The 25148-nt window shown below is 73.8% G+C and carries 17 protein-coding genes; 4 read left to right on the top strand and 13 right to left on the bottom strand.

Annotated elements, in window-relative coordinates:
* Positions 1 to 28 precede the first annotated feature (28 nt).
* Genes JOF54_RS14935 through glp form a run of 3 tightly spaced genes read right to left on the bottom strand, consistent with a single transcriptional unit; the run spans position 29 to position 2339 of the window.
* Positions 29 to 532 carry a MogA/MoaB family molybdenum cofactor biosynthesis protein gene (locus tag JOF54_RS14935; RefSeq protein ID WP_210057262.1) on the bottom strand — a complete coding sequence of 168 codons (504 nt, stop codon included), beginning with the start codon at positions 530 to 532 and terminating at the stop codon, positions 29 to 31.
* A complete protein-coding gene (gene moaC / locus JOF54_RS14930) occupies positions 529 to 1017 on the bottom strand; it encodes a cyclic pyranopterin monophosphate synthase MoaC (RefSeq protein ID WP_210057260.1) in 489 nt (162 codons plus the stop codon). Before moaC ends, JOF54_RS14935 begins: the two co-directional genes overlap by 4 nt.
* Positions 1017 to 2339: a molybdotransferase-like divisome protein Glp gene (gene glp / locus JOF54_RS14925; protein ID WP_210057258.1), complete on the bottom strand. Its 1323-nt coding sequence runs from the start codon at positions 2337 to 2339 to the stop codon at positions 1017 to 1019. Before glp ends, moaC begins: the two co-directional genes overlap by 1 nt.
* Before the next feature lie 144 nt (positions 2340 to 2483).
* Here glp and JOF54_RS14920 point away from each other — a divergent pair, with 144 nt between their 5' ends.
* On the top strand, positions 2484 to 3410 hold the full coding sequence (locus JOF54_RS14920; protein ID WP_210057256.1) for an Fpg/Nei family DNA glycosylase: 927 nt from the start codon (positions 2484 to 2486) through the stop codon (positions 3408 to 3410).
* On the opposite strand, the gene JOF54_RS14915 is transcribed toward JOF54_RS14920, so the two are convergent.
* On the bottom strand, positions 3388 to 5070 hold the full coding sequence (locus JOF54_RS14915; protein WP_307804207.1) for a glycoside hydrolase family 13 protein: 1683 nt from the start codon (positions 5068 to 5070) through the stop codon (positions 3388 to 3390). The two genes, JOF54_RS14920 and JOF54_RS14915, sit on opposite strands and share 23 nt — an antisense overlap.
* Before the next feature lie 34 nt (positions 5071 to 5104).
* Here JOF54_RS14915 and JOF54_RS14910 point away from each other — a divergent pair, with 34 nt between their 5' ends.
* On the top strand, positions 5105 to 5710 hold the full coding sequence (locus JOF54_RS14910; protein ID WP_210057253.1) for a 5-formyltetrahydrofolate cyclo-ligase: 606 nt from the start codon (positions 5105 to 5107) through the stop codon (positions 5708 to 5710).
* 94 nt (positions 5711 to 5804) lie between these two features.
* Here JOF54_RS14910 and JOF54_RS14905 read toward each other — a convergent pair whose 3' ends face one another.
* The 5 genes from JOF54_RS14905 to JOF54_RS14885 form a co-directional block, all read right to left on the bottom strand.
* Positions 5805 to 6299 carry a hypothetical protein gene (locus JOF54_RS14905; protein ID WP_210057250.1) on the bottom strand — a complete coding sequence of 165 codons (495 nt, stop codon included), beginning with the start codon at positions 6297 to 6299 and terminating at the stop codon, positions 5805 to 5807.
* 139 nt (positions 6300 to 6438) lie between these two features.
* Positions 6439 to 6711, bottom strand: coding sequence for an acylphosphatase (locus tag JOF54_RS14900; RefSeq protein WP_210057248.1), 273 nt, complete (start codon positions 6709 to 6711; stop codon positions 6439 to 6441).
* Between the two features lie 22 nt (positions 6712 to 6733).
* The gene (gene ileS, locus JOF54_RS14895; protein ID WP_210057246.1) at positions 6734 to 10012 is read right to left on the bottom strand and encodes an isoleucine--tRNA ligase; all 3279 of its coding nucleotides are present in this window, start codon (positions 10010 to 10012) and stop codon (positions 6734 to 6736) included.
* A 315-nt stretch (positions 10013 to 10327) separates the two neighbouring features.
* A complete protein-coding gene (gene yicI, locus JOF54_RS14890) occupies positions 10328 to 12595 on the bottom strand; it encodes an alpha-xylosidase (RefSeq protein WP_210057244.1) in 2268 nt (755 codons plus the stop codon).
* Between the two features lies 1 nt (position 12596).
* On the bottom strand, positions 12597 to 14648 hold the full coding sequence (locus tag JOF54_RS14885; protein WP_210057242.1) for a beta-galactosidase: 2052 nt from the start codon (positions 14646 to 14648) through the stop codon (positions 12597 to 12599).
* A 32-nt stretch (positions 14649 to 14680) separates the two neighbouring features.
* On the opposite strand from JOF54_RS14885, the gene JOF54_RS14880 reads away from it, so the two are divergent.
* Positions 14681 to 15682: a LacI family DNA-binding transcriptional regulator gene (locus JOF54_RS14880; RefSeq protein WP_210057240.1), complete on the top strand. Its 1002-nt coding sequence runs from the start codon at positions 14681 to 14683 to the stop codon at positions 15680 to 15682.
* A gap of 53 nt (positions 15683 to 15735) precedes the next feature.
* Here JOF54_RS14880 and JOF54_RS14875 read toward each other — a convergent pair whose 3' ends face one another.
* The 3 genes from JOF54_RS14875 to JOF54_RS14865 are packed head-to-tail and all read right to left on the bottom strand — an operon-like array spanning position 15736 to position 19375.
* Positions 15736 to 16707: a carbohydrate ABC transporter permease gene (locus tag JOF54_RS14875; protein WP_210057238.1), complete on the bottom strand. Its 972-nt coding sequence runs from the start codon at positions 16705 to 16707 to the stop codon at positions 15736 to 15738.
* Positions 16704 to 17720, bottom strand: a complete 1017-nt coding sequence (locus JOF54_RS14870; protein ID WP_307804205.1) for an ABC transporter permease — start codon at positions 17718 to 17720, stop codon at positions 16704 to 16706. The genes JOF54_RS14875 and JOF54_RS14870 overlap by 4 nt, the downstream gene beginning before the upstream one ends.
* Entirely contained in the window at positions 17717 to 19375 is a 1659-nt protein-coding gene (locus tag JOF54_RS14865) for a type 2 periplasmic-binding domain-containing protein (RefSeq protein WP_210057236.1), read from the bottom strand. The genes JOF54_RS14870 and JOF54_RS14865 overlap by 4 nt, the downstream gene beginning before the upstream one ends.
* A gap of 264 nt (positions 19376 to 19639) precedes the next feature.
* Between JOF54_RS14865 and JOF54_RS14860 the strand changes: the two genes are divergently transcribed.
* Positions 19640 to 22462 (top strand): glycoside hydrolase family 3 C-terminal domain-containing protein, encoded by a 2823-nt coding sequence (locus tag JOF54_RS14860; RefSeq protein ID WP_210057234.1) that lies wholly within the window; start codon positions 19640 to 19642, stop codon positions 22460 to 22462.
* A gap of 136 nt (positions 22463 to 22598) precedes the next feature.
* Here JOF54_RS14860 and JOF54_RS14855 read toward each other — a convergent pair whose 3' ends face one another.
* Positions 22599 to 25145: a penicillin acylase family protein gene (locus tag JOF54_RS14855; RefSeq protein WP_210057231.1), complete on the bottom strand. Its 2547-nt coding sequence runs from the start codon at positions 25143 to 25145 to the stop codon at positions 22599 to 22601.
* Positions 25146 to 25148 lie beyond the last annotated feature (3 nt).

The raw sequence follows: 25148 nt of genomic DNA, 5'->3' as shown, positions 1-25148 counted from the left end.
TCAGGGCCGCCTCCCCCGCCGCACGCGCTCACCGGGGATGGTCGTCTCCCCGCAGCTGGGCCACCGCGTGCGGCAGCACGGGGGCGAGCACAGCCATCCCGTCCCGGGCACCCCCGGTCGAGCCGGGCAGGTTGACGACGAGGGTCCGGCCGGCCACCCCGGCGACGCCGCGGCTGAGCAGCGCCGTCGGCACCCCGTGGTCGACGCCGTACCGGGCGACCTCGGCCGCCAGCGCCGGGACCTCGCGGTCCAGCACCGCCCGGGTCTGCTCGGGGGTGTGGTCGTCGGGGCTCAGCCCGGTGCCGCCGGTGGTGACGACGACGGCGCAGCCCTGCGCCACCGCGCGCCGCAGCGCCTCGCCGACGGCGTCGCCGTCGGGCACCACGACCGCGTCGCCGACGCGGAAGCCGAGCGCGCGCAGGGCCTCCACCACCACCGGACCGGAGCGGTCCTCGTAGACCCCGGCCGACGCGCGGGTGGAGACGGTGACCACGAGCGCGTCGGCGTCGAGGGACCGGTCGTCGCCGCTCACCGCCCGTCCTCCGCGCGCTGCCAGTCGCCGCGGCGGCCGCCGGACTTGCTGATCACCCGGACGTCGGTGATCACCGCGGCCCGGTCGATCGCCTTGATCATGTCGACGACGGTGAGCGCCGCCGTGCTGACGGCCGTCAGCGCCTCCATCTCGACACCGGTCCGGTCGGTGGTCCGCACGGTGGCGGTCAGCTCGACCCCGTCGTCGGTCACCTCGGCGGTGACGTCCACCCCGCTGATCGAGAGGGGGTGGCAGAGCGGGACCAGGTCCGGGGTCTTCTTGGCGCCCTGGATGCCGGCGATCCGGGCGACGGCCAGCGCGTCGCCCTTGGGCACCGCGCCGTCGCGCAGGGCGGCGACGCACTCCGCGCTCAGCCGGACCCGGCCGGCCGCGGTCGCGCTACGGGCCGTCACCTCCTTGGCCGAGACGTCGACCATCCGGGCTTGGCCGGTGGCGGTCAGGTGCGGGAAGGGCTGCTCGGCCATCACGCCACCTCGTCGAGCAGCCAGACGTCGACGTCCTCGCCCGCCTCGACGGCGGTGACGTCCTCGGGCAGCACGACCAGCGCGTTGGCCCGGGACAGGTCGCCCATCAGGTGCGACCCGTGGCCGCCGGCCAGCTCGACGAGCAGGCTGCCGTCCTCGGCCAGGCTGGCGATGCCGCGCGCCAGCTGCTGACGCCCCGGCGCGGAGCTGACGTCGTGGGTGACCCGGGCCCGGCGCACCGGGCGGGTGTACGGCGTCAGGCCCATCAGCCGCCGGATGGCCGGCCGGACGAACGCCTCGAAGGACACGAACGCGCTGACGGGGTTGCCCGGGAGCATGATCATCGGGGTCCGGTCGTCGCCCACGAGGCCGAAGCCCTGCGGCTTGCCGGGCTGCATGGCCACCTGGGTGAAGTCGGTCGCGCCCAGCTCGGGCATCACCACCTTGACCACGTCGTAGTCGCCCTGGCTGACCCCGCCGGTGCTCACCACGAGGTCGGCGCGGACCAGCTGGTCGGTGATCAGCTGCTTGACCTGCTCGGGGTCGTCGCTGACCAGGCCCACCCGGAACACGTGCGCCCCGGCCTCGCGGGCGGCGGCGGCCAGCAGGTAGGAGTTGGAGTCGTAGATCTGGTGCGCGTTGCCCAGCTCCTGGCCGGGCTCGACCAGCTCGGTGCCGGTGCTGACGACGGCCACCCGCGGCCGGGGGCGGACCAGCACCGAGTCCAGGCCGATGCCGGCCAGCAGCCCGACGTCGCGCGGCCCGATCTGCTGCCCGGCGGAGAACAGCTGGGCCCCCGCGACGACGTCCTCGCCGACGTAGCGGACGTGCTGGCCGACGCCGCTGGGGGCGAAGACGCGGACGTCGCTGGTGCCGCGGTCGGTCGCCTCGTAGGGGACGACGGCGTCGGCGTGGTCGGGCAGCGGCGCGCCGGTCATGATCTTGATCGCGGTGCCGGGCGAGAGCCGGTGCAGCGCGTCCTGCCCGGCGGCGACCTCGCCGACCACCGGCAGGCTGACGGGGGCGTCCGCGGTGGCCCCCGCGACGTCGACGGCCCGCACGGCGTAGCCGTCCATCGCGGAGTTGTCGAAGCGGGGCATGCTGACGGCGGAGTAGACGTCCTCGCAAAGGCTCAGCCCGAGGGCGTCGAGCACGTGCTGGCTGAACGCCGGCAGCGGCTCCAGGCAGGACAGCAGGTAGTCGCGGTGGTCCTCCAGCGAGCGCAGGCCCGAGGGCCCCGGCTCGGGCGGTGGGGGCAGGGGCTCACGCGTCCGGTCCAGCGGGACCGGGTCGTCCGTCTTCTTGCGGCCGAACAGGGGCATACCGGTCACCCTAGGTCCCGCCCGCACGGCTGGCGCTGAGCCACGGCGCGGCCCGGTGCCGACTTGTCAGAAGCCTGTTGACCCCTGGGTCAACCGAGTTCTGACAACTCCGGAGGTTGGGGCGTGCGCACTACAGTCGCCAGCGTGCCTGAAGGACATACGATCCACCGCCTGGCCCGACGGCACGCGAAGCTGTTCGGCGGCCAGACCCTCCGCGCGTCCAGCCCCCAGGGCCGGTTCGCCGACGGAGCTGCCCTGCTGGACGGGCGCACGCTCGAGGCCACCGACGCCTACGGCAAGCACCTCTTCCACCGCTACGACAACGGGCCCTCTGCCGACGGCGGGGGGACGACCCCCCGCACCCCCCGCGACGACCTGTACCTCCACGTCCACCTCGGCCTCTACGGCAAGTTCAGCGAGGGCAAGCTGCCCGCCCCGGAGCCGAAGGGGGCGCTCCGGCTGCGGCTGCAGGGCGAGGAGACCTACCTCGACCTGCGCGGTCCGATCACCTGCGAGGTGATCACCCGGGGCGAGAAGGACGAGGTCGCGGCCAAGCTGGGCCCCGACCCGCTGCGGCCGGGCGCCGACCCGGGGCTGGCGCAGGCCAAGCTGGCCCGCAGCCGGACGGCGCTGGGCGCGCTGCTGATGAACCAGACGGTGCTGGCCGGCGTCGGCAACGTCTACCGGGCCGAGATCCTCTTCCGGCACGGCGTCCACCCCTACCTCGCCGGCCGCGACCTCGACCCCGTCGTCTGGCTGGACATGTGGGAGGACCTGGTCCGGCTCATGCGGCACGGCGTCCGCACCGGCAAGATCATCACCACCGACCCCGACGACCGCGAGCGCCGCTCGGGGCCCGCACGCCGCGTCGACGCCCACTACGTCTACCGGCGGACCGGTGAGCCCTGCCGCCGCTGCGACACCCCGATCGCGCACGCCGTCATGGTCACCCGCAACCTCTTCTGGTGCCCGCGCTGCCAGCCTGAGCCGCGCGACGCCGCCCTGGGCGCGGGCGCCGAGGTGGCCACCGCCGCCCCGGGCGTCCCCGTCACGCCGGACGGGGACGAGTGAACCAGACCGTCGTCTCCCCCGGCAGCTGGTCGACGACGGGGCCGACGGCGCTGCTCAGCACCAGCTGACCCTCGGGCAGCGGCGCCGGGTCGGAGCCGAAGTTGGTCACGCAGTGCCACCCGCCCGGCCGCTCGAAGTGCAGCACCGGGCCGTCGGAGGAGACCCAGGTGAAGGTCTCCTCCCCCTGCAGCTGACGGCGCAGCCGCAGCGCTGAGCGGTACAGCTCGAGGGTGGAGCCCGCCGCACCCGTCTGCGCCTGCGCGCTGAGGGCGGCGAACCCCGCCGGCTGGGGCAGCCAGCCGGGACCCGACCCGAAGCCCAGCGACGGGCCCTCGGCGGTCCACGGCAGCGGGACCCGGCAGCCGTCGCGCCCCTTCTCGGTGTGCCCGCTGTTCTCCCAGGTCGGGTCCTGCAGCAGCTCCGTCGGCAGGTCGGCCACCTCGGGCAGCCCCAGCTCCTCGCCCTGGTAGAGGTAGGACGAGCCGGGCAGCGCCAGCATCAGCGCGGTCGCCGCGCGGGCCCGGCGCAGCCCGCGGGCCTCGTCGGCGACGGGGTCGGCGCCCTCGCTCATCAGCCAGGCGCGGGTGTCGACGTCGGCGGGCAGCCCGTAGCGGGTCGGGTGCCGCACGACGTCGTGGTTGGACAGCACCCACGTCGAGGACGAGCCGGTCTTGGCCGCCTCGCGCAGGCAGAAGGTGATGACCTCGGCGAACTGGGCCGCGTCGAAGTCGGCCTTGAGCAGGTCGAAGTTGAAGGCCTGGCCCAGCTCGCTGGGGCGGGCGTAGAGCGCCCGTCGGGCCGGGTGGGAGACGGCTTCGGCGACGGCGGTCCGCGGCGGGTCGTAGGTGTTGAAGACCTCCCGCCACTCCCGGTAGATCTGGTGCACGTCGTCGCGGTCGTACAGCGGGTCGGACCCGTCGACGGGCAGGTCGTCCTCCAGGTCCGGCTTGCTGCGCAGCGGCTCGGAGAGGTCCTTGGCCAGCGCGTGCGCGACGTCGACGCGGTAGCCGTCCACGCCGCGGTCGGCCCAGAACCGCAGCGTGGTGAGGAAGTCGGCGCGCACCTCCGGGTGCCGCCAGTCGAGGTCGGGCTGCTGCGGGGCGAAGAGGTGGCAGTACCACTGGCCGTCCGGCACCTGGGTCCAGGCCGGTCCGCCGAAGTGCGCCACCCAGTCCGACGGCGGGTGGGTGCCGTCGTGGCCCGGGCCGTCGGTGCCGATCCCGTCGCGGAAGATGTAGCGGTCCCTCGCCGGCGAGCCGGGCGGGGAGGCGAGCGCCTCGACGAACCAGGGGTGCTCGTCGGAGGTGTGGTTGGGGACGATGTCGACGATCACCTTGAGCCCGCGGCCGTGCGCGGCGGCGACCAGGGCGTCGAAGTCGGTCAGCGTGCCCAGCTGCGGGTGGACGTCGCGGTAGTCGGAGACGTCGTAGCCGCCGTCAGCCATCGGCGAGGGGTAGAAGGGGCTCAGCCACAGGGCGTCGACGCCGAGGTCGGCGAGGTGGTCGACCCGCGCGGTGAGGCCGGGCAGGTCGCCCAGCCCGCTGCCGTCGCTGTCGGCGAAGCTCCGCGGGTAGACCTGGTAGACCACGGCCTGGCGCCACCAGTCCCGGTCGGCGGCCGTGGCCGCGCTGGTCGTCGTCGCGGGGGTCGGTGCGCTCACCCGGGAGATGCTAGGGCCTCCCTAGCATGGGCGGATGCCCCCGACCACCGCCGACGACGCCGCCCTGGCCCGGGCCAAGGACGTGCTGCGTCAGGCGGTCCAGCTGCGCCGGGAGAGCCGGAGCGCCGAGCAGCGCACCGCCGACGACGAGGCCCGGCTGGCCGTGCTGGACGCGGCGCTCGGCGCCACCCTGCCGCGGACGGTGGCCGCCTACCTCTCCACCGGGGCCGAGCCCGGGACCCTGCAGCTGGTCGGCTGGCTCGCCGCGCACGGGGTGGAGGTGCTGCTGCCGGTCCTCAGCCGCGGGCGGGCGCCGGCCTGGGCGCCCTATGCCGGCCCGGACGCCCTGCGGCCCGGGCGGCACGGCATCCTCGAGCCGGCCGGCGAACCGCTGCCCGACGACGGCCTCCGGGCCGCCGAGCTGGTGCTGTGCCCCGGGCTGGCCGCGAACCGCCGGGGTGACCGGCTGGGCCGCGGCGGCGGCTGGTACGACCGCGCCCTGGCCGCCGCCGACCCGGCCGCGCCCGTCTGGGTGCTGCTGAACGCCGACGAGGTCTTCGACGCCGTCCCGGCCCAGGCCTGGGACGTCCCCGTGGACGGGCTCGTGACCCCGCAGGGCCTGCTGCCCTGCGCCCGCTGAGCGCCGCGCCCCGCCGGGACGACCGCGCCCCGGGCACCGGGCGCGGGAGTCACGACGGGGCGCGGGAGCCGACGACCGAGGCCGGTGGGCGCGCTCAGCGGCTGACCGGCTCCAGGTCGAGCAGGTGGTCAAGCACTCCGGTAGGTCCCTCGAGCCGGAGAGCCTCCCGCACCCGCCAGTCCGCCGACGCGCCGTCCGGCAGCTCGACGAGCGACCAGTCGGAGCCGGCGACGAGCTCGAAGGAGCACGGCAGGGTCACGCGGTCACCCCAGCGGAGCTGCTCGCGACGCCGGCGCCAGGTCCGGCAGATCAGGGGCGTACCGCCGGCGACCAGCAGGCCTCGTTGACCGATGTGGCCGCGGTCCGAGCCGTCCTCCACGAGCGCCGTCACCACTCCCGTCACCCAGGCCGTCGCACAGCCCGTCCGGCGGGGGTCGCGGCCGGGGATCGGCACCACGCCGTCCTCCTCGCGGGTGGGCTCGGTGCCCCAGGCGACCGCGTAGACACCCTCGTCGGCGAGCAACCCGCCGACCGGCACCGGGTGCACCTGGCCGTCGAGCACGTCGGACTCCCAGACCCAGACCCACACGCCAGCCATCGTCCCCTGGAGGCGGCGTCTTCACGGGCACGGCTCGCTCGTCGGCACCTCGGGAACAGCGTGTGACTTCGCGCGGTGACTTCACCACGCGAACTCACACGATGTCGTCCCCGCTCGGGATCGGCACTGCTCAGACCACCGCGAACCCGGTCTCGCCCGTCGGCTCCTCCTCGGTGACGGCGTGGGTGTCCACCCGCGCTCGGACGGGACCGCGCCGCGTCCACGCGACCAGGCCGTCGACGGCGTCGGGCTCGCCCTCGAAGACGGCCTCGACGCTGCCGTCGGCGCGGTTGGTCACCCAGCCGGAGACCCGCCGCCGGCGCGCCTCCCGGCGGGTGCTGTCGCGGAAGAACACGCCCTGCACCCGTCCGGTGACGACCACCCGGCGGCGGACCGCAGCCATCTCGACCGGCCCGACGACCGGGTCAGGCCCGCGCGACCGCGACGGCCACGCGCTGCTTGTCGCCGATGTCGACGGCGTCGGGACCCAGCGGCTGCTCCGACACCTCCAGCGTCGACGCCAGGGTCTCGGTCCCGATGAGGTCGGCGTGCGTGCGCACCGCCGCGACCAGGTCCGCTCCCCCGCCCAACGTCAGCGCGATCCGGTCGCTGATCTCCAGGCCGGCCTCCCGGCGGGCCTGCTGGACGGCGCGGATGACGTCGCGGGCCAGACCCTCGGCGGCCAGCTCCGGGGTGACGGCGGTGTCGAGGATGACGAAGCCGCCGCCCGGCAGCATGGCCACCGCGCGCTGGTCGGACGGGTCGGCGTCGGCCACCACCGTCTGCAGCGTGTACTCGCCCTCGGCCAGCGCGATGCCCCCGGCGGTGACGGTGCCGTCCTCGGCCACCGACCAGTCGCCGCTCTTGCTCCCCTTGATGGCGCCCTGCACCTGCTTGCCCAGCCGCGGGCCGGCGGCCCGGGCGTTGACCTGCAGGGTCTGCCGCACCCCGAACGCGGACGCGTCACCGGCGTCGACCGAGGTCAGCGTGACGGTCCGGACGTTGAGCTCGTCGGCGACGAGGCTCCGGAACGGCTCCAGCGCGGTCGCGTCGTCGGCGACGACGGTCAGCCCCGCCAGCGGCAGCCGCACCCGCAGGTTCTCGGCCTTGCGCAGCCCGGAGCCCGTCGAGCAGACCTCGCGGACCCGGTCCATGGCCGCGACCAGCGCCGGGTCGGCCGGCAGCAGCGACGCGTCCGGCCAGTCGGTGAGGTGCACCGAGCGCCCTCCCGTCAGCCCCCGCCAGATCTCCTCGGTGGTGAGCGGCAGCAGCGGCGCGATCGCCCGCGTCAGCACCTCCAGCACGGTGTACAGGGTGTCGAAGGCGGCGTGCGAGGCAGCGGACTCGCCGTCCCAGAACCGCTCGCGCGAGCGCCGGATGTACCAGTTCGACAGCACCTCGAGGAAGCCGCGGGTCGCGTCGCAGGCAGCGGCCACGTCGAGGCCGTCCAGCTCGGCGGTCAGCGTCTCCACCAGGTCGCGCAGCTTGGCCAGGACGTAGCGGTCCAGCACGTCCTCGGAGTCGTAGCGCTCCTGCGCGTCGTAGCCGGCCCCGCCGTCGGCCACGTCCGCGTACAGGGAGAAGAAGTACCAGGCGTTCCAGAGCGGGATCATCACCTGCCGGACGCCCTCGCGGATGCCCTGCTCGGTGACGACGAGGTTCCCGCCCCGCAGGATCGGCGACGACATGAGGAACCAGCGCATGGCGTCGGCGCCGTCGCGGTCGAAGACCTCGCTGACGTCGGGGTAGTTGCGCAGCGACTTGCTCATCTTCTGCCCGTCGCTGCCCAGCACGATGCCGTGGCTGATGCAGCTCTGGAACGCGGGCCGGTCGAACAGCGCGGTGGCCAGCACGTGCATCGTGTAGAACCAGCCGCGGGTCTGGCCGATGTACTCGACGATGAAGTCGCCCGGGTAGTGGTGCTCGAACCAGCCGGCGTTCTCGAACGGGTAGTGGACCTGGGCGTAGGGCATCGAGCCCGAGTCGAACCAGACGTCGAGGACGTCCTCGATCCGCCGCATGGTCGACTTCCCCGTCGGGTCGTCGGGGTTCGGCCGGGTCAGCTGGTCGACGTAGGGACGGTGCAGGTCGGTGACCTCGACGCCGAAGTCGGCCTCCAGCTCGGCGATCGACCCGTAGACGTCGACGCGCGGGTAGGCCGGGTCGTCGGACTTCCAGATGGGGATCGGGCTGCCCCAGAAGCGGTTGCGGCTGATCGACCAGTCGCGCGCGCCGGCCAGCCACTTGCCGAACTGGCCGTCCTTGACGTGCTCGGGCACCCAGGTGATCTGGTCGTTCAGCTGCCCCATCCGGTCCTTGATCGCGGTCACCGCGACGAACCAGCTGGAGACGGCCTTGTAGATCAGCGGGTTCTTGCAGCGCCAGCAGTGCGGGTAGGGGTGGTCGTAGGTCTCGCGGCGCAGCAGGACCGTGCCCTGCGTGACCGCGCCCTTCGACGAGCTCAGGGAGCGGGGGTCCGCCGTCGCCGCCCGCAGGTCGTCGATGATCGCCAGGTTGGCGTCGAAGACCTGCATCCCGGCGTACTCGGGGACCTCGGTGGTGAACCTGCCGGCCGCGTCGACGGGGACGACGACGGGGATCCCGGCGGCGTCGGTGACGGCCTTGTCCTCCTCGCCGAAGGCGGGGGCGATGTGCACCAAGCCGGTGCCGTCCTCGGTGGTGACGTAGTCGGCGGCCAGCACGACGTGCGCGTTCTCGGTGCCCAGGAAGTAGGAGAAGGGCGGGGTGTAGCGGCGGCCGAGCAGGTCGGCGCCCTTGAGCCGCTCGACGACGCGGTCGGCGGCGTCCTCCCCCAGCTCGCGGGCGTAGGCGGCCAGCCGTGCCTCGGCGATGACGTAGCGCTCGGTGCGGCCGTCCTCCTCGTCGTGCTCGACGACGACGTAGTAGACGTCGGGCCCGACGGCCATGGCCAGGTTGCTGGGCAGGGTCCAGGGCGTCGTCGTCCAGATCAGCGCCAGCTCGCCGGTCTCCAGCCGGAAGCCGACGGTGACGGCCGGGTCCTGCCGGTTCTGGTAGACCTCGTCGTCCATCCGCAGCTCGTGGCTGGACAGCGGCGTCTCGTCGTTCCAGCAGTAGGGCAGCACGCGCAGGCCCTCGTAGACCAGGCCCTTGTCGTACAGGGTCTTGAACGCCCACAGCACGCTCTCCATGTAGGAGATGTCGAGGGTCTTGTAGTCGTGGTCGAAGTCGACCCAGCGCGCCTGCCGGGTGACGTAGGCCTGCCACTCGTCGGTGTAGCGCAGCACGGACTCGCGGCAGGCGTCGTTGAACTTGTCGATGCCCAGCTCGAGGATCTCGTCCTTGGTCTTCAGCCCCAGCTGGCGCATCGACTCCAGCTCGGCGGGCAGGCCGTGGCAGTCCCAGCCGAAGCGGCGCTCGACGTGCCGGCCGCGCATCGTCTGGTAGCGCGGGACGATGTCCTTGACGTAGCCGGTCAGCAGGTGGCCGTAGTGCGGGAGCCCGTTGGCGAAGGGCGGGCCGTCGTAGAAGACGAACTCGTTGCTGCCGTCCTCGCCCGCCGGGTTGCGCTCGACGGAGGCGGTGAAGGTGTCGTCGGCTTTCCAGAACGCCAGCACCCGCTCCTCGAGCTCGGGGAACCGCGGGCTGGACGGGACGCCCTTCGCGGGCCGGGAGCCGCCGGCGTCGGCGCTCGACGGGCCGGTCGTCTGCTTCGGGTAGGTCATCGCGACATCTCTTCCTCGTGGGCTGCTGCCTGCACGAGGACGACGTCACCGCCGCGGTACCACCTCGCTTGCCGCCCCCCAGGGGACGACCGCTCTGGTCGAGGGCGCTGACGGGCCCACCCGTCCGGTTCTAGTGAGGCCTGGCGGCCCGTTCTTCCGGAGGCTCACCGGTGATGGCCGGATCACTGCCTGTGCGCCCATTCTAGGCCCGCACCGGGGGTGGCCCGCCAGCCCGTTGCGGCTCGCACGAGGAACGGCGGGGAGACGACGACGGATGGGCCCGGTGGACCCGTCGTCTCCCCGCAGTTCCCGGCCTCAGCCCAGGGTCAGGCTGACGGTGCCGGCGCCGGAGCCCGACGCCGACGCCGCCCCCGCGCGCAGGTGCCACGGCTGGGTCGTGCCCTCGGCGGTGGCGCTCAACGTGGCCCCGGTCCGGACGACGGTGAAGGTGGCCGCCTCCGCCCCGGTCCGCGGGGCGACCTGTACCGTCCGGCTCTCGCCGTCGGCCAGCCCGAAGACGTCGAGGGTGACGCCGTCGAGGTGGTCGTAGTCGGGCCGGTCGTCGACCGCGCCGCGGGCCAGCACCGAGCCGGGCCGGACGAACAGCGGCAGCGAGTCGAAGCCGTAGGTCTCGGTGTGCCAGCCCGGGCCCTGCCGGGTCTCCCCGGTCTGCAGGTGGGTCCAGGTGCCGGCGGGCAGGTAGTACTCGGCCACCCCGTCGGCGCTGAACACCGGCGCCACCAGGAGCGCGTCGCCCAGCATGTACTGGGTGTCGACTCCTGCGGCGCTGCGGTCCTCGGGGAACTCCAGCACCATCGGCCGCATGACCGGCGTGCCGGCGGCGTGCGCCTGCTCGCCCAGCTGGGCCAGGTAGGGCATCAGCGACAGCTTGAGCCGGGTGAACGTCCGGGTGACGTCCACCGCCTCCTCGTCGAAGGCCCACGGCACGCGCGAGGAGCTGGAGCCGTGCAGCCGCGAGTGCGACGACAGCAGGCCGAAGGCCAGCCAGCGCTTGAAGACGGCCGGGTCGGGCGTGCCCTCGAAGCCGCCGATGTCGTGGCTCCAGTAGCCGAAGCCGGACAGCGCCAGCGAGAGCCCGCCGCGCAGCGACTCGGCCATCGAGACGAAGGTCGACTCGCAGTCACCGCCCCAGTGGACGGGGAACTGCTGGCCGCCGGCGGTGGCCGAGCGGGCGAACAGCACCGCCTCGCCCTCCCCGCGCTCGGCCTTCAGCAGGTCGAAGACGCACTGGTTGTAGGCCTGGGCGTAGTAGTTGTGCATCCCGGCCGGGTCGGAGCCGTCGTGGTAGACGACGCCCTCGCTGGGGATGCGCTCGCCGAAGTCGGTCTTGAAGGCGTCGACGCCCATGTCCAGCAGCACCTTGAGCTTGCTGGTGAACCAGTCCCGGGCGTCGGGGTTGGTGAAGTCCACCAGCCCCATCCCGGCCTGCCACAGGTCCCACTGCCAGACGTCGCCCTCGGTGGTGCGGACCAGGTAGCCGAGGTCGCGGCCCTCGGCGAACAGCTCCGAGCGCTGGGCGATGTAGGGGTTGATCCACAGCGAGATCTTCAGGCCCTTGGCCCGCAGCCGCTCGAGCATGGCGGCGGGGTCGGGGAAGGTCGCCGGGTCCCAGATGAAGTCGCACCAGTGGAACTGCCGCATCCAGAAGCAGTCGAAGTGGAAGACCGACAGCGGCAGGGCGCGCTCGGCCATCCCGTCGACGGCGGCGTTGACGCTGTCCTCGTCGTAGCTGGTGGTGAACGACGTCGACAGCCACAGCCCGTAGGACCAGTCGGGCACCCGCGCGGGCCGGCCGGTCAGCGCGGTGTAGCGATCGAGGATCTCCTTGGGGCTGGGCCCGTGGATGACGTAGTACTGCAGCGCCTGGCCCTCGACGGAGAACTGGCTGCGCGAGACGACCTCGGTGCCCACCTCGAAGCCGACCCGCTCCGGGTGCGCGACGAAGACGCCGTAGCCGCGGTCGGTCAGGTAGAAGGGGACGTTCTTGTAGGCCTGCTCGCTGGCCGTGCCGCCGTCGGCGTTCCAGATGTCGACGGTCTGGCCGTTCTTGACCAGCGGCCCGAAGCGCTCGCCGAGGCCGTAGACGTGCTCGCCGACGCCCAGCGTCAGCTGCTCGCGGACGAAGGAGCGGCCCTCGCCGTCGCGGACCAGGCCGACGCTGCCGGGCAGGGACGCCGTCAGCACCCGCCCGCCGGCGCTGAACTGCGCGCGGTAGCCGTTCTCGGCGTCGACGGAGACGGTGAGGTCGCCCGAGGTCAGCGTGCCGGTGCGGCCGTCGGCGGTCACCGTCGGCGCGGTGTCGTCGCGGTGCAGCGGGAAGGCGGGGCCGAGGTCCCGGGTGCCCTGGAAGTGCTCCACGCGGACGCCGATCACCCCCTCGGCGGGGGCGTCGAAGGTGACGGTGAGGACCGGCTTGTTGAGGGTGTCGCCGCGGTGCCGGATCCGCGTCGTGGGGCAGTAGGCGACGAGCCGGTCGCCCGCGGCCTCCACCTGGTCGAGGTCGGCCGCCTTGAGGATGGTGACGCCCGGCAGGGTCTGCCAGTAGCCGTCGGTGAACTTCATCTCACTCCTTGTCCAGGACCACGACGTCTCCGGCGCGGAGGTCGAGGTGGTGCGTGTGGTGGGTCGTCGTCAGCAGGTCGCGCACCGGGGCGGTGAGGCCGAGGCGCACGTCGTGGTCGGTGTGGTTGAGCAGGAACCAGTGGTCGCCGCGGCGGGTGACCTCGACGCCCGGGGGCAGCGGGTCGTCGGACAGGCCCGTCAGCGCGCCGTCGACCCCGGCGTCGGCGAGCCAGCGCCCGGCCAGGTCGTCGAGCACCTCCGGCGCGGGGACGGTGCCCACGTACCAGGCGCGCCCGGCGCCGTGCCCGTGCCGCAGCACGGCGGGGCCGCCGTCGACGGGGCCGCCGGCGAAGCGGCCCAGCACCTCGGCGTCCGCCGCGTGCAGCCGCTCGGCCCACAGGCCCGTCGGGCCCGCGACCTCCCCGGCCAGCGCGACGGGGTCGGCGTCGGCGAGCGGCAGCCACTCCTCACCGGCCACCCCGAGGACCTCGGTGAGCCCGACGGGGAACGGCCCGGTGCGGACGTGCGCGCTCGCGTCGACGACGGCGGAGAACGGGCCCAGCACCAGCGTGCCGCCGCTGGCGACGTAGCGGACGAGCCGGTCCCGGGCGTCGTCGTCGAGCAGGAACGCCGACGGGGCCAGCACGAGGCGGTAGCCGGTGAGGTCGTCGCCGCTGCCCCGCACGTCGACGGCGACGCCGCGCTCCCACAGCGGTCGGTGCCAGGCGCGCAGCTGGTCCAGCGGGCGGAGCCGGGCCGAGGGCAGCGCCGGGGCCTCGGCGGCCCACCAGCTGTCCCAGTCGAAGAGCAGGGCGACGTCGGCCCGAGTGGGCGCCCCGGCCACGCCGCGCAGCCGGGCCAGCTCGGCGCCGTGGGCCCGGACGGCGCGGTGGGCCGCGGTGTCCGGGCCGGCGTGCGGGACCAGGGCGGCGTGGAAGCGCTCGCTGCCGGCGCGGGAGGCCCGCCACTGGAACCAGCAGGAGCCGTCGGCGCCGTGCGCGACGGCCTGGAGGGAGTCGCGGCGCATCCGGGCGGCCGACTTCGCGACGTTGTGCTCGCGCCAGCTGACGGCGCCGGAGGCCTGCTCCAGCAGCATCCAGCCGCGGCCGCCGCCGAGGCTGCGCATCAGGTCGTGGGTGAGCGCGGTCTCGGCCGGTGACGCCGGGTCCTCCGGGTCGGGGTAGGAGTCGTCGGCGACGACGTCGACCTCGGGCGCCCAGCGGCGGTAGTCGGCCAGGGGGAAGAAGCCCATGAAGTTGGTGGTCACCGGCGTCGCCGGCACCCGGGCGGTGATGAGGTCGCGCTGCTCGCGGTAGAGCGCCAGGAGGGCGTCGGAGGCGAAGCGGCGGAAGTCGAGATCGCGGGTCGGGTTGCCGAGGTAGGGCGCCCGCCGCGGTGGCAGCACCTCGTCCCAGCCGGCCAGCCGCTGGCTCCAGAAGGCCGTCCCCCAGGCCGCGTTGAGCGTGTCGAGGTCGCCGTAGCGGTCCTCCAGCCAGCGCGCGAACGCCGCCCCGCACAGGTCGCAGTGGCACACCTGGCCGAACTCGTTGCCGACGTGCCACAGCTGCACGGCCGGGTGGTCGGCGTAGCGCTCCACGAGGTCGGCGACCAGGGCCAGCGAGCGCTCCCGGTACACGGGCGAGCTGGGGCAGAAGTGGTTGCGCGAGCCGTGGCTCATCCGCACGCCGTCGGGGTCGACGGCCAGCGTCTCGGGCCAGCGCAGGCCCAGCCACGGCGGCGGCGACGCGGTCGGCGTGGCCAGGTCGACGGCGACGCCCTCGGCGTGCAGCAGGTCGACGACCTCGTCCAGCCAGCCCCAGCGGCGGGCGTCCGGCGTCGGCTCCAGCTCGGCCCAGCTGAACACGCCGACCGTGGCCAGGTTGAGCCCCGCCTCCCGCATCAGCCGGGCGTCCTCGGGCCAGGTCTCCCGCGGCCACTGCTCGGGGTTGTAGTCCGCGCCCACCAGCAGGCCGTGGCGCGCGGTGAGCTGGGCCAGACCCGGGCGGACGCCGTCGCGCGGACGGTCCCCGGCGGCGCCGGCCGTGGCTACCATGAGCCGACCCCCCCAGACCGGACCGGAGCACGATGGCCACGATCCACGACGTCGCCGACGCGGCCGGCGTCTCGACCTCCACGGTCTCCTACGTGCTGAGCGGCAAGCGCCCCATCTCCGCGGCGACCCGCGCGCGCGTCGAGAGCGCGATCATGAGCCTCGGCTACCGCCCGCACGCCGGCGCCCGGGCGCTGGCCTCCAGCCGCACCAACGTGCTGGCGCTGGTCGCGCCGCTGCGGGCCGACGTCAACGTGTCCGTGATCATGGAGTTCGTCACCGGTGTGGCCACGCAGGCCCGCACCTACGACCAGGACGTCCTGCTGCTGACGACCGACGACGTGTCGAGCATCGAGCGCGTCTCGTCCGGTTCCATGATCGACGCGCTGCTGATGATGGACATCGAGACCGATGATCACCGCATCCCCTTCCTGGTTCAGATGAGGCAGCCGTCGGTGCTGATCGGCGTGCCGGACGCCCCGCGGGGCCTGAGCTGTGTGGACCTGGACTTCGAGGCGGCCGGCCGGCTGGCGGTCAGCCACCTGCTGGGGCTGGGGCACACCCGGATCGCCCTGGTGGGCCCCACCCCGCTGGTGCTCGGCCGGCACACGGCCTACGCCGAGCGGATGCTCCGCGGCTACCGGCGCGAGGCCGAGCAGGCCGGCGTCGAGACCGTCATCGAGCTGAGCGAGGCCTCCCAGCCGGGCGGCCGGGACGCCCTGGACGCGGCGCTGGCCCGGGTCCCCGACCTGACGGCGCTGGTCGTGCACAACGAGGCCGCCCTGCCCGGCGTGCTGGGCCGCCTGCAGGAGCGGGGGCTCCGGGTGCCCGAGGACCTCTCGGTCCTCGCGCTGTGCCCGGCGACCCTCGCCGAGGCCCAGCCGGTGCCGCTGACCTCCATCGACATCCCCGCCACCACCATCGGCCGGCTGGCCGTCGACATGGCGATGAGCCGGGTGCTGGACGACGGCCTGGCCGAGACCCGGTTGCTGACGCCCCAGGTCGTCGAGCGGGCCAGCACCGTCGCGCTGGACTGAGCCGGACGGCGCCCGCGCGGGCCCGGCGGACGGCCGCCGGACCCGCGGGGGGCTCACCCCTTGATGGCGCCGAAGATGACGCCCTTGGTGAAGTGCCGCTGGACGAAGGGGTAGACGACCAGGATCGGGATGATCGCGAGCACCATCACCGCCATCTTGATCGGCAGCCCCGCGACCGCGCCCGACGTGCCGGTGTCGGGCTGGGCACCCGCGCCCGGCAGGTTGACGCCCTGCAGCACGTAGGAGCGCAGCACCAGCTGCAGCGGCCACTTGTCGTTGTCGTTGATGTAGAGGATCGCGTTGAAGAAGGCGTTGAAGTAGCTGACGCCGTAGAACAGGGCGACGACCGCGACGACGGCCCCCGACATCGGCAGCACGATCCGGGCGAGGATCCGCCACTCCCCCGCGCCGTCCACCCGGGCGGCGTCGGTGATCGCGGCGTCGATCCCCATGAAGAAGTTCCGCAGGATGAGGATGTTGAACGCCGAGACCGCGCCCGGCAGGATCAGCGCCCAGTAGGAGTTGATCAAGCCGAGACCGCTCACCACCAGGTAGGTGGGGATGAGGCCGGCGCCGAAGAACATCGTGATCAGGAAGACGAACAGGATCGGCCGGTGGCCGAGCGAGCTCGGCCGAGACAGCCCGTAGGCCGCCATCACCGAGACGACGGTGGACAGCAGGGTCCCGACGGCGGTGATGCCGATGCTGACCGCCGCGGCGCGGGTGACCACGCCGCCGGTGAGGATCTGCCGGTAGGCCTCGACGGTCAGCTCGCCGGGGACGACGACCAGCCCGCCGGTCCGCAGCGTCTCCGCCTGGGTGGAGAAGCTGGTCAGCAGCACGGTGTAGAGCGGGAAGACGATCGCCAGCACCAGCAGGACGAGCACGACGCCCTTGCCGACGAGGCCGACGACGCTGGGGTCCTCCTCCCAGGTCGGGCGGTGCTTCGAGCGGCGCAGCCGACGGGCCGGGGCGAGCTTGGCGGTGACCGGGGCCACCTCGAGCGTGGGGGTGGGGGCGCTCATGATCGTTTGTACACTCCTGACTCGCCGAACACGTGGGCCAGCTTGTTGGCGCCCAGCACCAGGGCCAGGCTGACGAGGCCCTTGACCAGCCCCGCGGCGGCCGCGAAGCTCCAGTCGCCGTAGACGACGCCCTGGTAGTAGACGTAGGTGTCGATCACCTCCGACACCTGGGCGCCGACGGCGCCGCGCTGCAGGATCAGCTGCTCGAAGCCGACGGTGAGGGAGTCACCGAGGCGCAGGATCAGCAGCAGGATGATCACCGGGCGCAGGGCGGGCAGCGTGATGTGCCACATCCGGCGCCAGCGGCCGGCCCCGTCGGAGGCCGCGGCCTCGTGCAGCGCCGGGTCGACGGTCCCGAGGGCCGCGAGGAAGATGATGATCCCCCAGCCCGCGTCCTTCCAGACCGACTGCATCGTGATCAGCACCAGGAACGTGTCCGGGTTCGTCATCAGGTCGAAGCCGGAGTAGCCGTTGTTGCGCAGCGTCTGGCTGATCAGCCCGGCGCCGCCGAAGATCTGCTGGAAGATCGTCACCACGAGCACCCATGAGAAGAAGTGGGGCAGGTAGACGACCGACTGCACGAACACCCGCAGCCGGGGCGACAGGACGCTGTTGAGCAGCAGGGCCAGCAGGATCGGCACCGGGAAGAAGAACACCAGCTGGAAGGCCGTGATCACCAGCGTGTTGCCGACGGCGTTGAGGAACAGCGGGTTGGCGAAGACCCGGGCGAAGTTGGAGATCCCCACGAACGGGCTGGAGAAGAAACCCGTGTAGGGCGAGTACTGCTGGAACGCCATGATGTTGCCGAGCATCGGCACGTAGGCGAACACGACCAGCAGCAGGACCGCGGGCAGGGTCATGACGAGCAGCGGGGCGTCCCGGCGGAGCCGGGTGCGCAGCGACAGCTTGCGGTGCGGGACCGACGGGGCGGCCGGCCGCCGGCGGGCCGGCGCCGCCCCCGGGGTGGGGGCGGAGCCGGTCGCCGGCGTCGTCGGGCGGGTGGCGGTGCTCACTGCTGGTCGAGGATCTTCTGGTAGAAGTCCCGCAACTGGTCACCGCCGGAGGCCTTCCACTCCGCGATGGCGTTGTCGAGGTCGGTCAGCGACTTGCGGCCCCGGGCGATGTCCTTCTCCAGGTCGGTGAAGGGCGCCGCGATGGAGGCGAACTGCGTCGGCTCGGTGATCTGCTGGCCGTAGAACAGCGGCTCCTTCGCGAACGGGGCGGCGCCGGCCATCCACGTGCACATGGCCTCGACGAAGCCCGGGTACTGCACCTTGGCCTCCACGACCGGCGGGTCGACGAGGAAGATGTAGGTCGGCTGCAGCTCCTTGGCGGCGAGCGCCGTGGGCTTCGGCACCCCGTCGGCGCCCCGGGTGAAGTGGACGCCCTCCTTGCCGTTGTTGATCAGGTCGAACTCGGTCGTGCCGAACGGCGCCGCGAGCACGTTGGCCATGGCCAGCAGCTCCTCGACCAGCGCGGTGTCGTCGGTCTTCTTGATGAACGAGAACATGTTGGCCCCGTTGCCCTTCCACAGCAGCGGCTCGCCGCCGTCGCCGCCGAACGGCGCGAAGGCCTGCTGGGCGTAGTCGGGGTTGCTGGCCAGGTTGTCGCGCAGGGCCTCGTTCCAGCCGCCGGTGCCGTCGCACATGATCAGCGACTTGCCGGACTGGAAGCGCGACTTCGCCTCGCTGGCCTGGTCGGCCACCGCGTCGGGGTGGACGACGCCGGCCGCGAAGAACTTGGCCGTGGCCTCCAGCGCCGCCCGGTACTCCGGGGTCTCGACGCGGTTGATGAGCTTGCCCGCGTCGTCCAGGCGCCACTTCGGCGGCACGCCGTAGGCGATGACGATGCCGGACCACGGGTCCTCCGCGCCCCACTGGTTCTTCGAGGGGTCGGTGAGCTCCTTGGCCAGGGCCAGCAGGTCCTCGGCCGACTTCACGTCCGGGGTGATGCCGCGCTCGTCGAGGATGTCCTTGCGGTAGTACGTCGCGTCGCGGATGACCGTGTCCGGGTAGGGCAGGCCGTAGAGCTTGCCGTTCCAGACGCAGGCCTTCCAGGCGTCGGTCGGGATGTTGGCGAGGTTGGGGTACTTGTCCACGGCCGAGCCGGCCAGGAACGGGGTCAGGTCGGTGAAGACGTTCGCGACGATCTCGGAGCCGAACCGCGGCGGCAGGACCCAGGAGGGCACCTGCACCCAGTCGGGCACGTCCTTGGCCGAGGCCAGCACGGCGGCCAGCTTGTCGCCGTAGACGTTGCCGTCGGTGATCTGGAACTGGATCGTCGAGCCGAGGATGCCGTTGACGGCCTCGTAGTACTGGTTGCCGTTCGACGGCGGGATGGTCCCCCACAGCGGCGTCATCGCGGTGATGGTCCGCCCGGTGCCGGGCGCCGTCGGGACCGACTGCACGAGCTCCTCCGGGATCGTCGTGTAGCCCGGGGTGGAGCCGTTGACGCTGGCGATGTCGGGCTTGGCGTACTCGACCGCCTTGTAGTTCGGCAGGATCGCCGAGTCGATGGCGGTGGGCGCGGGGGCCGAGGTGGCCGCGGTGCTGCAGCCGGCGAGCCCGGCGGGCAGGGCGGTCGCGGCGGCGCCGGCACCCAGCAGGCCGAGGAAGGACCGGCGCCGGAAGGCGGCGGGGGCGGTACCCGGGTGGGTCGAGGGACTCATCGGACGACACTCCTTTGTGGGACGGGCGGGCTCGAACGGTTCCCCATCTCCGGAGCGACACCGTCGAAGCGCTTCGATTATCGAGACCTTACGTCGCGCGATCGGCGAGGTCAATGCCACGCCGAGCCCCTTCTGCTGAGGCTTGGCCCAAGCCCTGCGGACTTGGATCTGAGCGCGGGATGGACGAGGATACCCGTCCGGGACCCGACGACGCCCTGCCCGCGCTCGGGTCGAATCGATTCGACCAGGAACCCGAGGAGCAGCGTGGACGACGCCGGCACCCCCACCGACCTGCGGGCGCGCGCCGCCGCCCTGACGGCCCGGCTGAGCACCGCCGAGAAGGTCGCCGCCTGCCACCAGCACGTCCCGGCCGTGCCCCGGCTGGGGCTGGCGCCCTTCGTCACCGGCACCGAGGCGGCCCACGGCGTCGCCTGGTTGGGCACGGCCACGGTGTTCCCGCAGCCCGTCGGGCTCGCGTCGACCTGGGACGCCGAGCTGGTCCGCCGCGTCGGCGAGGCGGTCGGCGTCGAGGTCCGGGCGAAGCACGCCGCGGACCGGAGGGTCAGCCTGAACGCCTGGTCGCCGGTCGTCAACCCGCTGCGCAACCCGCGCTGGGGGCGCAACGAGGAGGGGTTCTCCGAGGACCCGCACCTGACCGCCGAGCTGGCCACCGCCTACGCCCGCGGGTTGCGCGGGGACCACCCGACGGTCTGGCGCACCGTGCCGACGCTGAAGCACGTGCTCGGCTACGACAACGAGACCGACCGCGACGTCAGCTCGTCCACGCTGCGGCCGCGGGTGCTGCACGAGTACGAGCTGCCGGCCTTCACCGGCCCGCTGGCCGCCGGGGTCGTCGGCGCCCTGATGCCCGCCTACAACCTGGTGAACGGCCGGCCCGCGCACGTCAGCCAGGAGCTGCTGGACCTCCTCCGGGGCGCCGCCCCGCTCCCCCTGCTGGTGGTGTCCGACGCCTACGCGCCCAGCAACCTGGCCGGCTCCCAGCAGCACTTCCCCGACCACGTCAGCTCTCACGCCGCCGCGCTGCGGGCCGGCGTCGACTCCTTCACCGACGGCGGCGCCGACGCCGGCCCGACGGTCGAGCGGCTGACCGCGGCCCTGGCGGCCGGGCTGCTGACCGAGGACGACCTGGACCGCGCCGTCACCCGGATGCTGCACCTGCGGCTGCTGACCGGCGAGCTGGACCCCGACGACGACCCGTACGCCGCGATCACCGCCGACGACCTCGACACCCCGGCGCACCGGGCGCTGGCCCGCGAGGCGGCGACCCGCGCGGTGGTGCTGCTGGACGACCGGGCCGGGCTGCTGCCGCTGCCGGCCGGCGCGTCGGTCGCCGTCGTCGGGCCGTTCGCCCGCCGGGTGCTGCACGACTGGTACTCGGGCACCCCGCCCTACGTCGTCGGGCTGGCCGACGCGCTCGCCGAGTCGGGCGCGGTGCGCACCGCCGAGGGCGCCGACGTGGTGACCCTGCGCTCGACGACGACCGGGCGCTACGTGCGGCTGGACCGGGCCACCGGCGGGCTGGTCGCCGACGGCGAGGTCCCCGACGACGACGCCCGCCTCACCCTCGACGACTGGGGCCACGGCCTCGTCACCCTGACCGCGGCCGACGGGCACCTGCTGACGGTGGAGAACGGCCGCACGCTGCGGGCGGGCGCCACCCGCGTCGGCGGCTGGGAGGTGCAGGAGAGCTTCGCCCTCGACCGTGCCGAGGACGGCACCTGGTCGCTGCGGCACCGCGGCACCCGCAGCTGGGTGCGCCGCCAGCGCAGCACCGACCGGCTGGAGGTCGGGGCGGCCGGGCGGGAGCAGGCCGAGCGGTTCGAGCTGTCCACCGTGGTCGCCGGGCTCGCCGACGTCGCCGCGGCGGCCGCCGCCGCGGACGTCGTCGTCGTCACCGCCGGCAACGAGCCCCACCTCGCCGGCCGCGAGACCGAGGACCGGCCCGACCTCGTGCTGCCCGCCCGGCAGCGCGAGATCCTCCGGGCGGCGCGCGCGGCCAACGACCGCTGCGTCCTCGTGGTCGTCTCCAGCTACCCCTACGCGCTCGACGAGGTCGAGGCCGGCTGCGGCGCGGTGCTCTGGAGCAGCCACGGCGGCCAGGAGCTGGGCCACGGACTGGCCGACGTGCTGCGCGGGGTGGCCGAGCCGTCGGGCCGGCTGGCCCAGGCGTGGCCCGCGGACCCCGGAGCCGCCCCGGACGTCTTCGACTACGACCTCATCACCGGTCGGCAGACCTACGGCTACGACCCGGCGCCCGCCCGGTACCCCTTCGGCCACGGGCTCGGCTACGAGGCGGTGACCTGGGGTCCGGCGGCGCTGGCGCCGGCCGCCCTCACGGCCGGGCCGCCGCCGGCCGAGCCGCTGGTCGTCACCGCCGAGCTCAGCAACCCGGGGAACCGGACGACGACGGAGGTGGTGCAGGTCTTCGCCCGCCGGACCGCGCCCGGCCGGCTCGTCTACCCCGTCCGCCTCGTCGGGTACGCCCGGGCCACCCTGGAGCCCGGCACGACGCAGACGGTGACGGTCGTCGTCGACCCCGCCCGGCTGACGGTCTGGGACGTCCGGGCGGGCGCCCACGCCCTGCTGCCCGGGGAGCACGAGCTGCTCGTCGGGCGCTCGGTCGCCGACGTCCGCGCCCGGCTCCCGCTGACGGTGGCCGGGTCCGACCCGGCGCCGACGGACCTGGCCACGACGGTGCTGCGGGCCGCCGACTTCGACGACCACGAGGGCGCCGACCTGGTGCCCGACCAGCTCCTGGTGGGCGAGGCCGTCACAGCGGTCCGCGCTCGGGCGGTGGCGTCGGTCGACTTCTGGGCCGTCACCCCCGCCGATGACCTCCGGCTGCGGGTGCGCGGCACGGGGGGTCCGCTGCAGGTGCTGCACCGCGCGCCCGTGGGCGAGGAGCCCTGGCAGCTCCTGGGCTCGACGTCGGCCGCGCCGGCGCTGGGCGAGGGCTGGAGTGAGGTCCGGGTGCCGCTCGGACCGACCCCGGACGTCGTCGACCTCCGCGTCGAGGTCCCCGCCGGCCTGCAGCTCCTCGACCTCGGCGGCCCCTCCGCGCTCTGAGCCTCGTGACCGCCGCGCCCTGAGCCTGTCGACCCCCGCGCCCTGAGCCTGTCGAAGGGCTGACGAACTCAGGCAGCGGGAGTTAGCTCCGCGCCCTCGGTGTGGACTCCCGCGCGCCCTGAGCCTGTCGAAGGGCTCAGCCCCCGGGCACCAGCTCCAGCCGCTCCGCCGTCGCCGACTCCACCGCCGACCGCGAGCTGCGGAACGGCAGCGTCCGGTTCGTCGCCCAAAGAGCGGTCTGGTCGTCGTAGTGCTCGTCGAAGGCGTGCCCGGAGACCCCGCTCTGGTTGACCCAGCGGGAGTCGTCGAGGGCGCCGAGGTCCACCAGCATCCGCATCGTCGGGGCCGTGGTCACCGCGTAGCCCCCGAGATCGTCGTAGCCCTGGGCGTTGACCACCCCGGGTCCTCCGCCGACGGGGTACCGGCCGCGGTTGAACAGCGCCTCCACCGGCGCGATCCCGCTCTGCCCCAGCGTCAGGCTCTCCAGCCGGACCTGGTGCAGATGGCCCCACGTCCAGCCGGCGGGGTCGCGCGACATCAGCGAGGTGATCTCGGAGCGGGCCGCCGTCATGGCCGCCAGCAGGATGTCGTCGCGGCGCTCGACCCGCTCGGTGGTCACGTCGTCCCACCAGGCGTTGTCGGGATCGGCCAGCAGGGCGTCGACGACGGCGTACCAGCGGTCGCCGCCGTGCGGCCAATGGTCCTGCGGCAGCTCGTCGCGGAACGTCAGCTCCAGCAGGTTGTGCACGACGACGTTGTAGAAGGCCGCGGGAGCGGAGTCGGCGGAGGCGCTGTAGTCCCAGCCGACGAGGGTGCGCTGGCCCTCCGCGACCCACGGGTCGGCCACCTTGACCCGGAGCAGCGCCGGCACCAGCTGCGCCGCGGGCCGCACGGTCTCGTCGTAGAAGATCTGCTCCGCGGCGTCGAGGGTGAGCGGCGGGGCCTCGTCCAGCCGGTCCCGGATCTCCTGGCTGCGCCAGCCGTAGGAGTACTCCGAGCCCACCGGGTAGGGGTACTGCCGCCCGATCACCGGCTGGTTGGCCGCGACGAGGTACCCGCTGGGCGGGTTGTAGGTGTAGGGCAGCTCCGCGAAGGGGATGCGTCCGGTCCAGTCGTAGCGCTCGTCCCAGCCCGGCGACGGGGTGCGCCCGTCGCCGCGGCCGCGCACGGGCAGGTCGCCGGGCAGCTGGTAGCCGATGTTGCCGGCGGTGTCGGCGTACACGACGTTCTGCGACGGCGCCGACAGCAGCGAGAGCGCGGAGCGGAACTGGGCGAAGTCCCGGGCCCGGTTGAGGGCCATCAGGGCGTCCATCGTCCGGCCCGGCGTCGAGCCCACCCAGCCGACGGCGACGGCGTAGCCCGACCCGCCGGACTGGCCGCGCTGCGCCCCCATCCGCTGCAGCTCGGCGCTGACGTCGGAGAGCAGCGGGCCGTGCCGCGACGAGCGGATCCGGAGCGCCCGCGGCTGCTCCTCGCCGCGCACCCGGATCTCCTCGGTGCGCAGCTCCAGCGGCTCGTAGGCGTCGCCGCGCCGCACGGTGTCGCCCTGCACCTGCTCCAGGTAGAGGTCCTGGACGTCGGCGTAGCTGGTCGTCATCCCCCAGGCGATCGTGGCGTTGTGGCCGATGACCACCCCGGGCACCGCGGCCAGGCTGAAGCCCGAGACGTCGAACGGGCAGGCCTTGGAGACGGTGCGGCAGTGCAGCCCCACCTGGGCGAAGGTCGAGGGGATCGACGTCGCCAGGTGCGGGTCGTTGGCCAGCAGGGCCCGTCCGCTGGCTGTCCGCGAGCCGGCCACCACGAAGGAGTTGGAGCCGATGCCGCCGGCCCCGTCGGCGGTGCCGAGGACCTCGGGCAGCACCCGGTCGACCTGGGCGGCCTCGGTCAGCGCGGGCCCGCCGGAGCGCAGCTCGGCCGCGGTGAGCCCGGCCGGGGCGGGACGCCGCGAGACGGCTCCCGCGCGCGGGTCGAAGAGGCCCTGCCGCACGGTTCCGCGGTCGAGGATCGGGTCGTAGCCCTCGAGCGGGTGCTCGGGGAACAGGACCGCGGTCTTCTCCGGGCCCAGGAGGGCGCTCAGCTGGCCGCGGGACGCCTCGGCGTCCAGGTTGGAGCCGAGCTGCCAGGCCATCACCTTCAGCCAGGACAGCGAGTCGGCCGCGGTCCAGTCCTCCGGCGCGGTCCGCAGGCCCTGCAGCCCGAGGAGCCGGTACTCCAGCGACAGCTCGGCCGGCGAGCGCTCGCGCAGGTAGCTGTTCACCCCGGCCGCGTAGGCGTCGAGGTAGCGCCGCGTGGAGGACGACTGCAGCCGCAGCTCCTCCTCCGCGACGCGGCGCCAGCCCAGGGTGCGGACGTAGGCGTCGGTGCTGACCTGGGACTCCCCGAACAGCTCGGCGAGCCGGCCGGCGGCGAGGTGGCGGCGGAAGTCCATCTCGAAGAACCGGTCCTGCGCCGCGACGAAGCCCTGGGCCTCGAAGAGGTCCTCGGGGTTGTCGGCGTAGACGTGCGGCACGCCGCTGCCGTCGCGGAGCACCTCGACCGGAGCGGTCAGGCCGGGCAGGGTCAGCTCGCCCGTCGTCGTCGGGGAGGACTCGCGCACGGCGCTGACCGCCAGGAAGGGCAGCACCACCAGCGCCAGCACGACGACGATGGCGGGGAACAGCAGCCAGCGGGGAAGGCGACGCACCGG

This window comes from Microlunatus capsulatus (genome assembly GCF_017876495.1).
GTDB lineage: Bacteria > Actinomycetota > Actinomycetes > Propionibacteriales > Propionibacteriaceae > Microlunatus > Microlunatus capsulatus.
The sequence above is the reverse complement of the archived record's forward strand: the minus strand, read 5'-3'. Positions and strand labels throughout refer to the sequence as shown.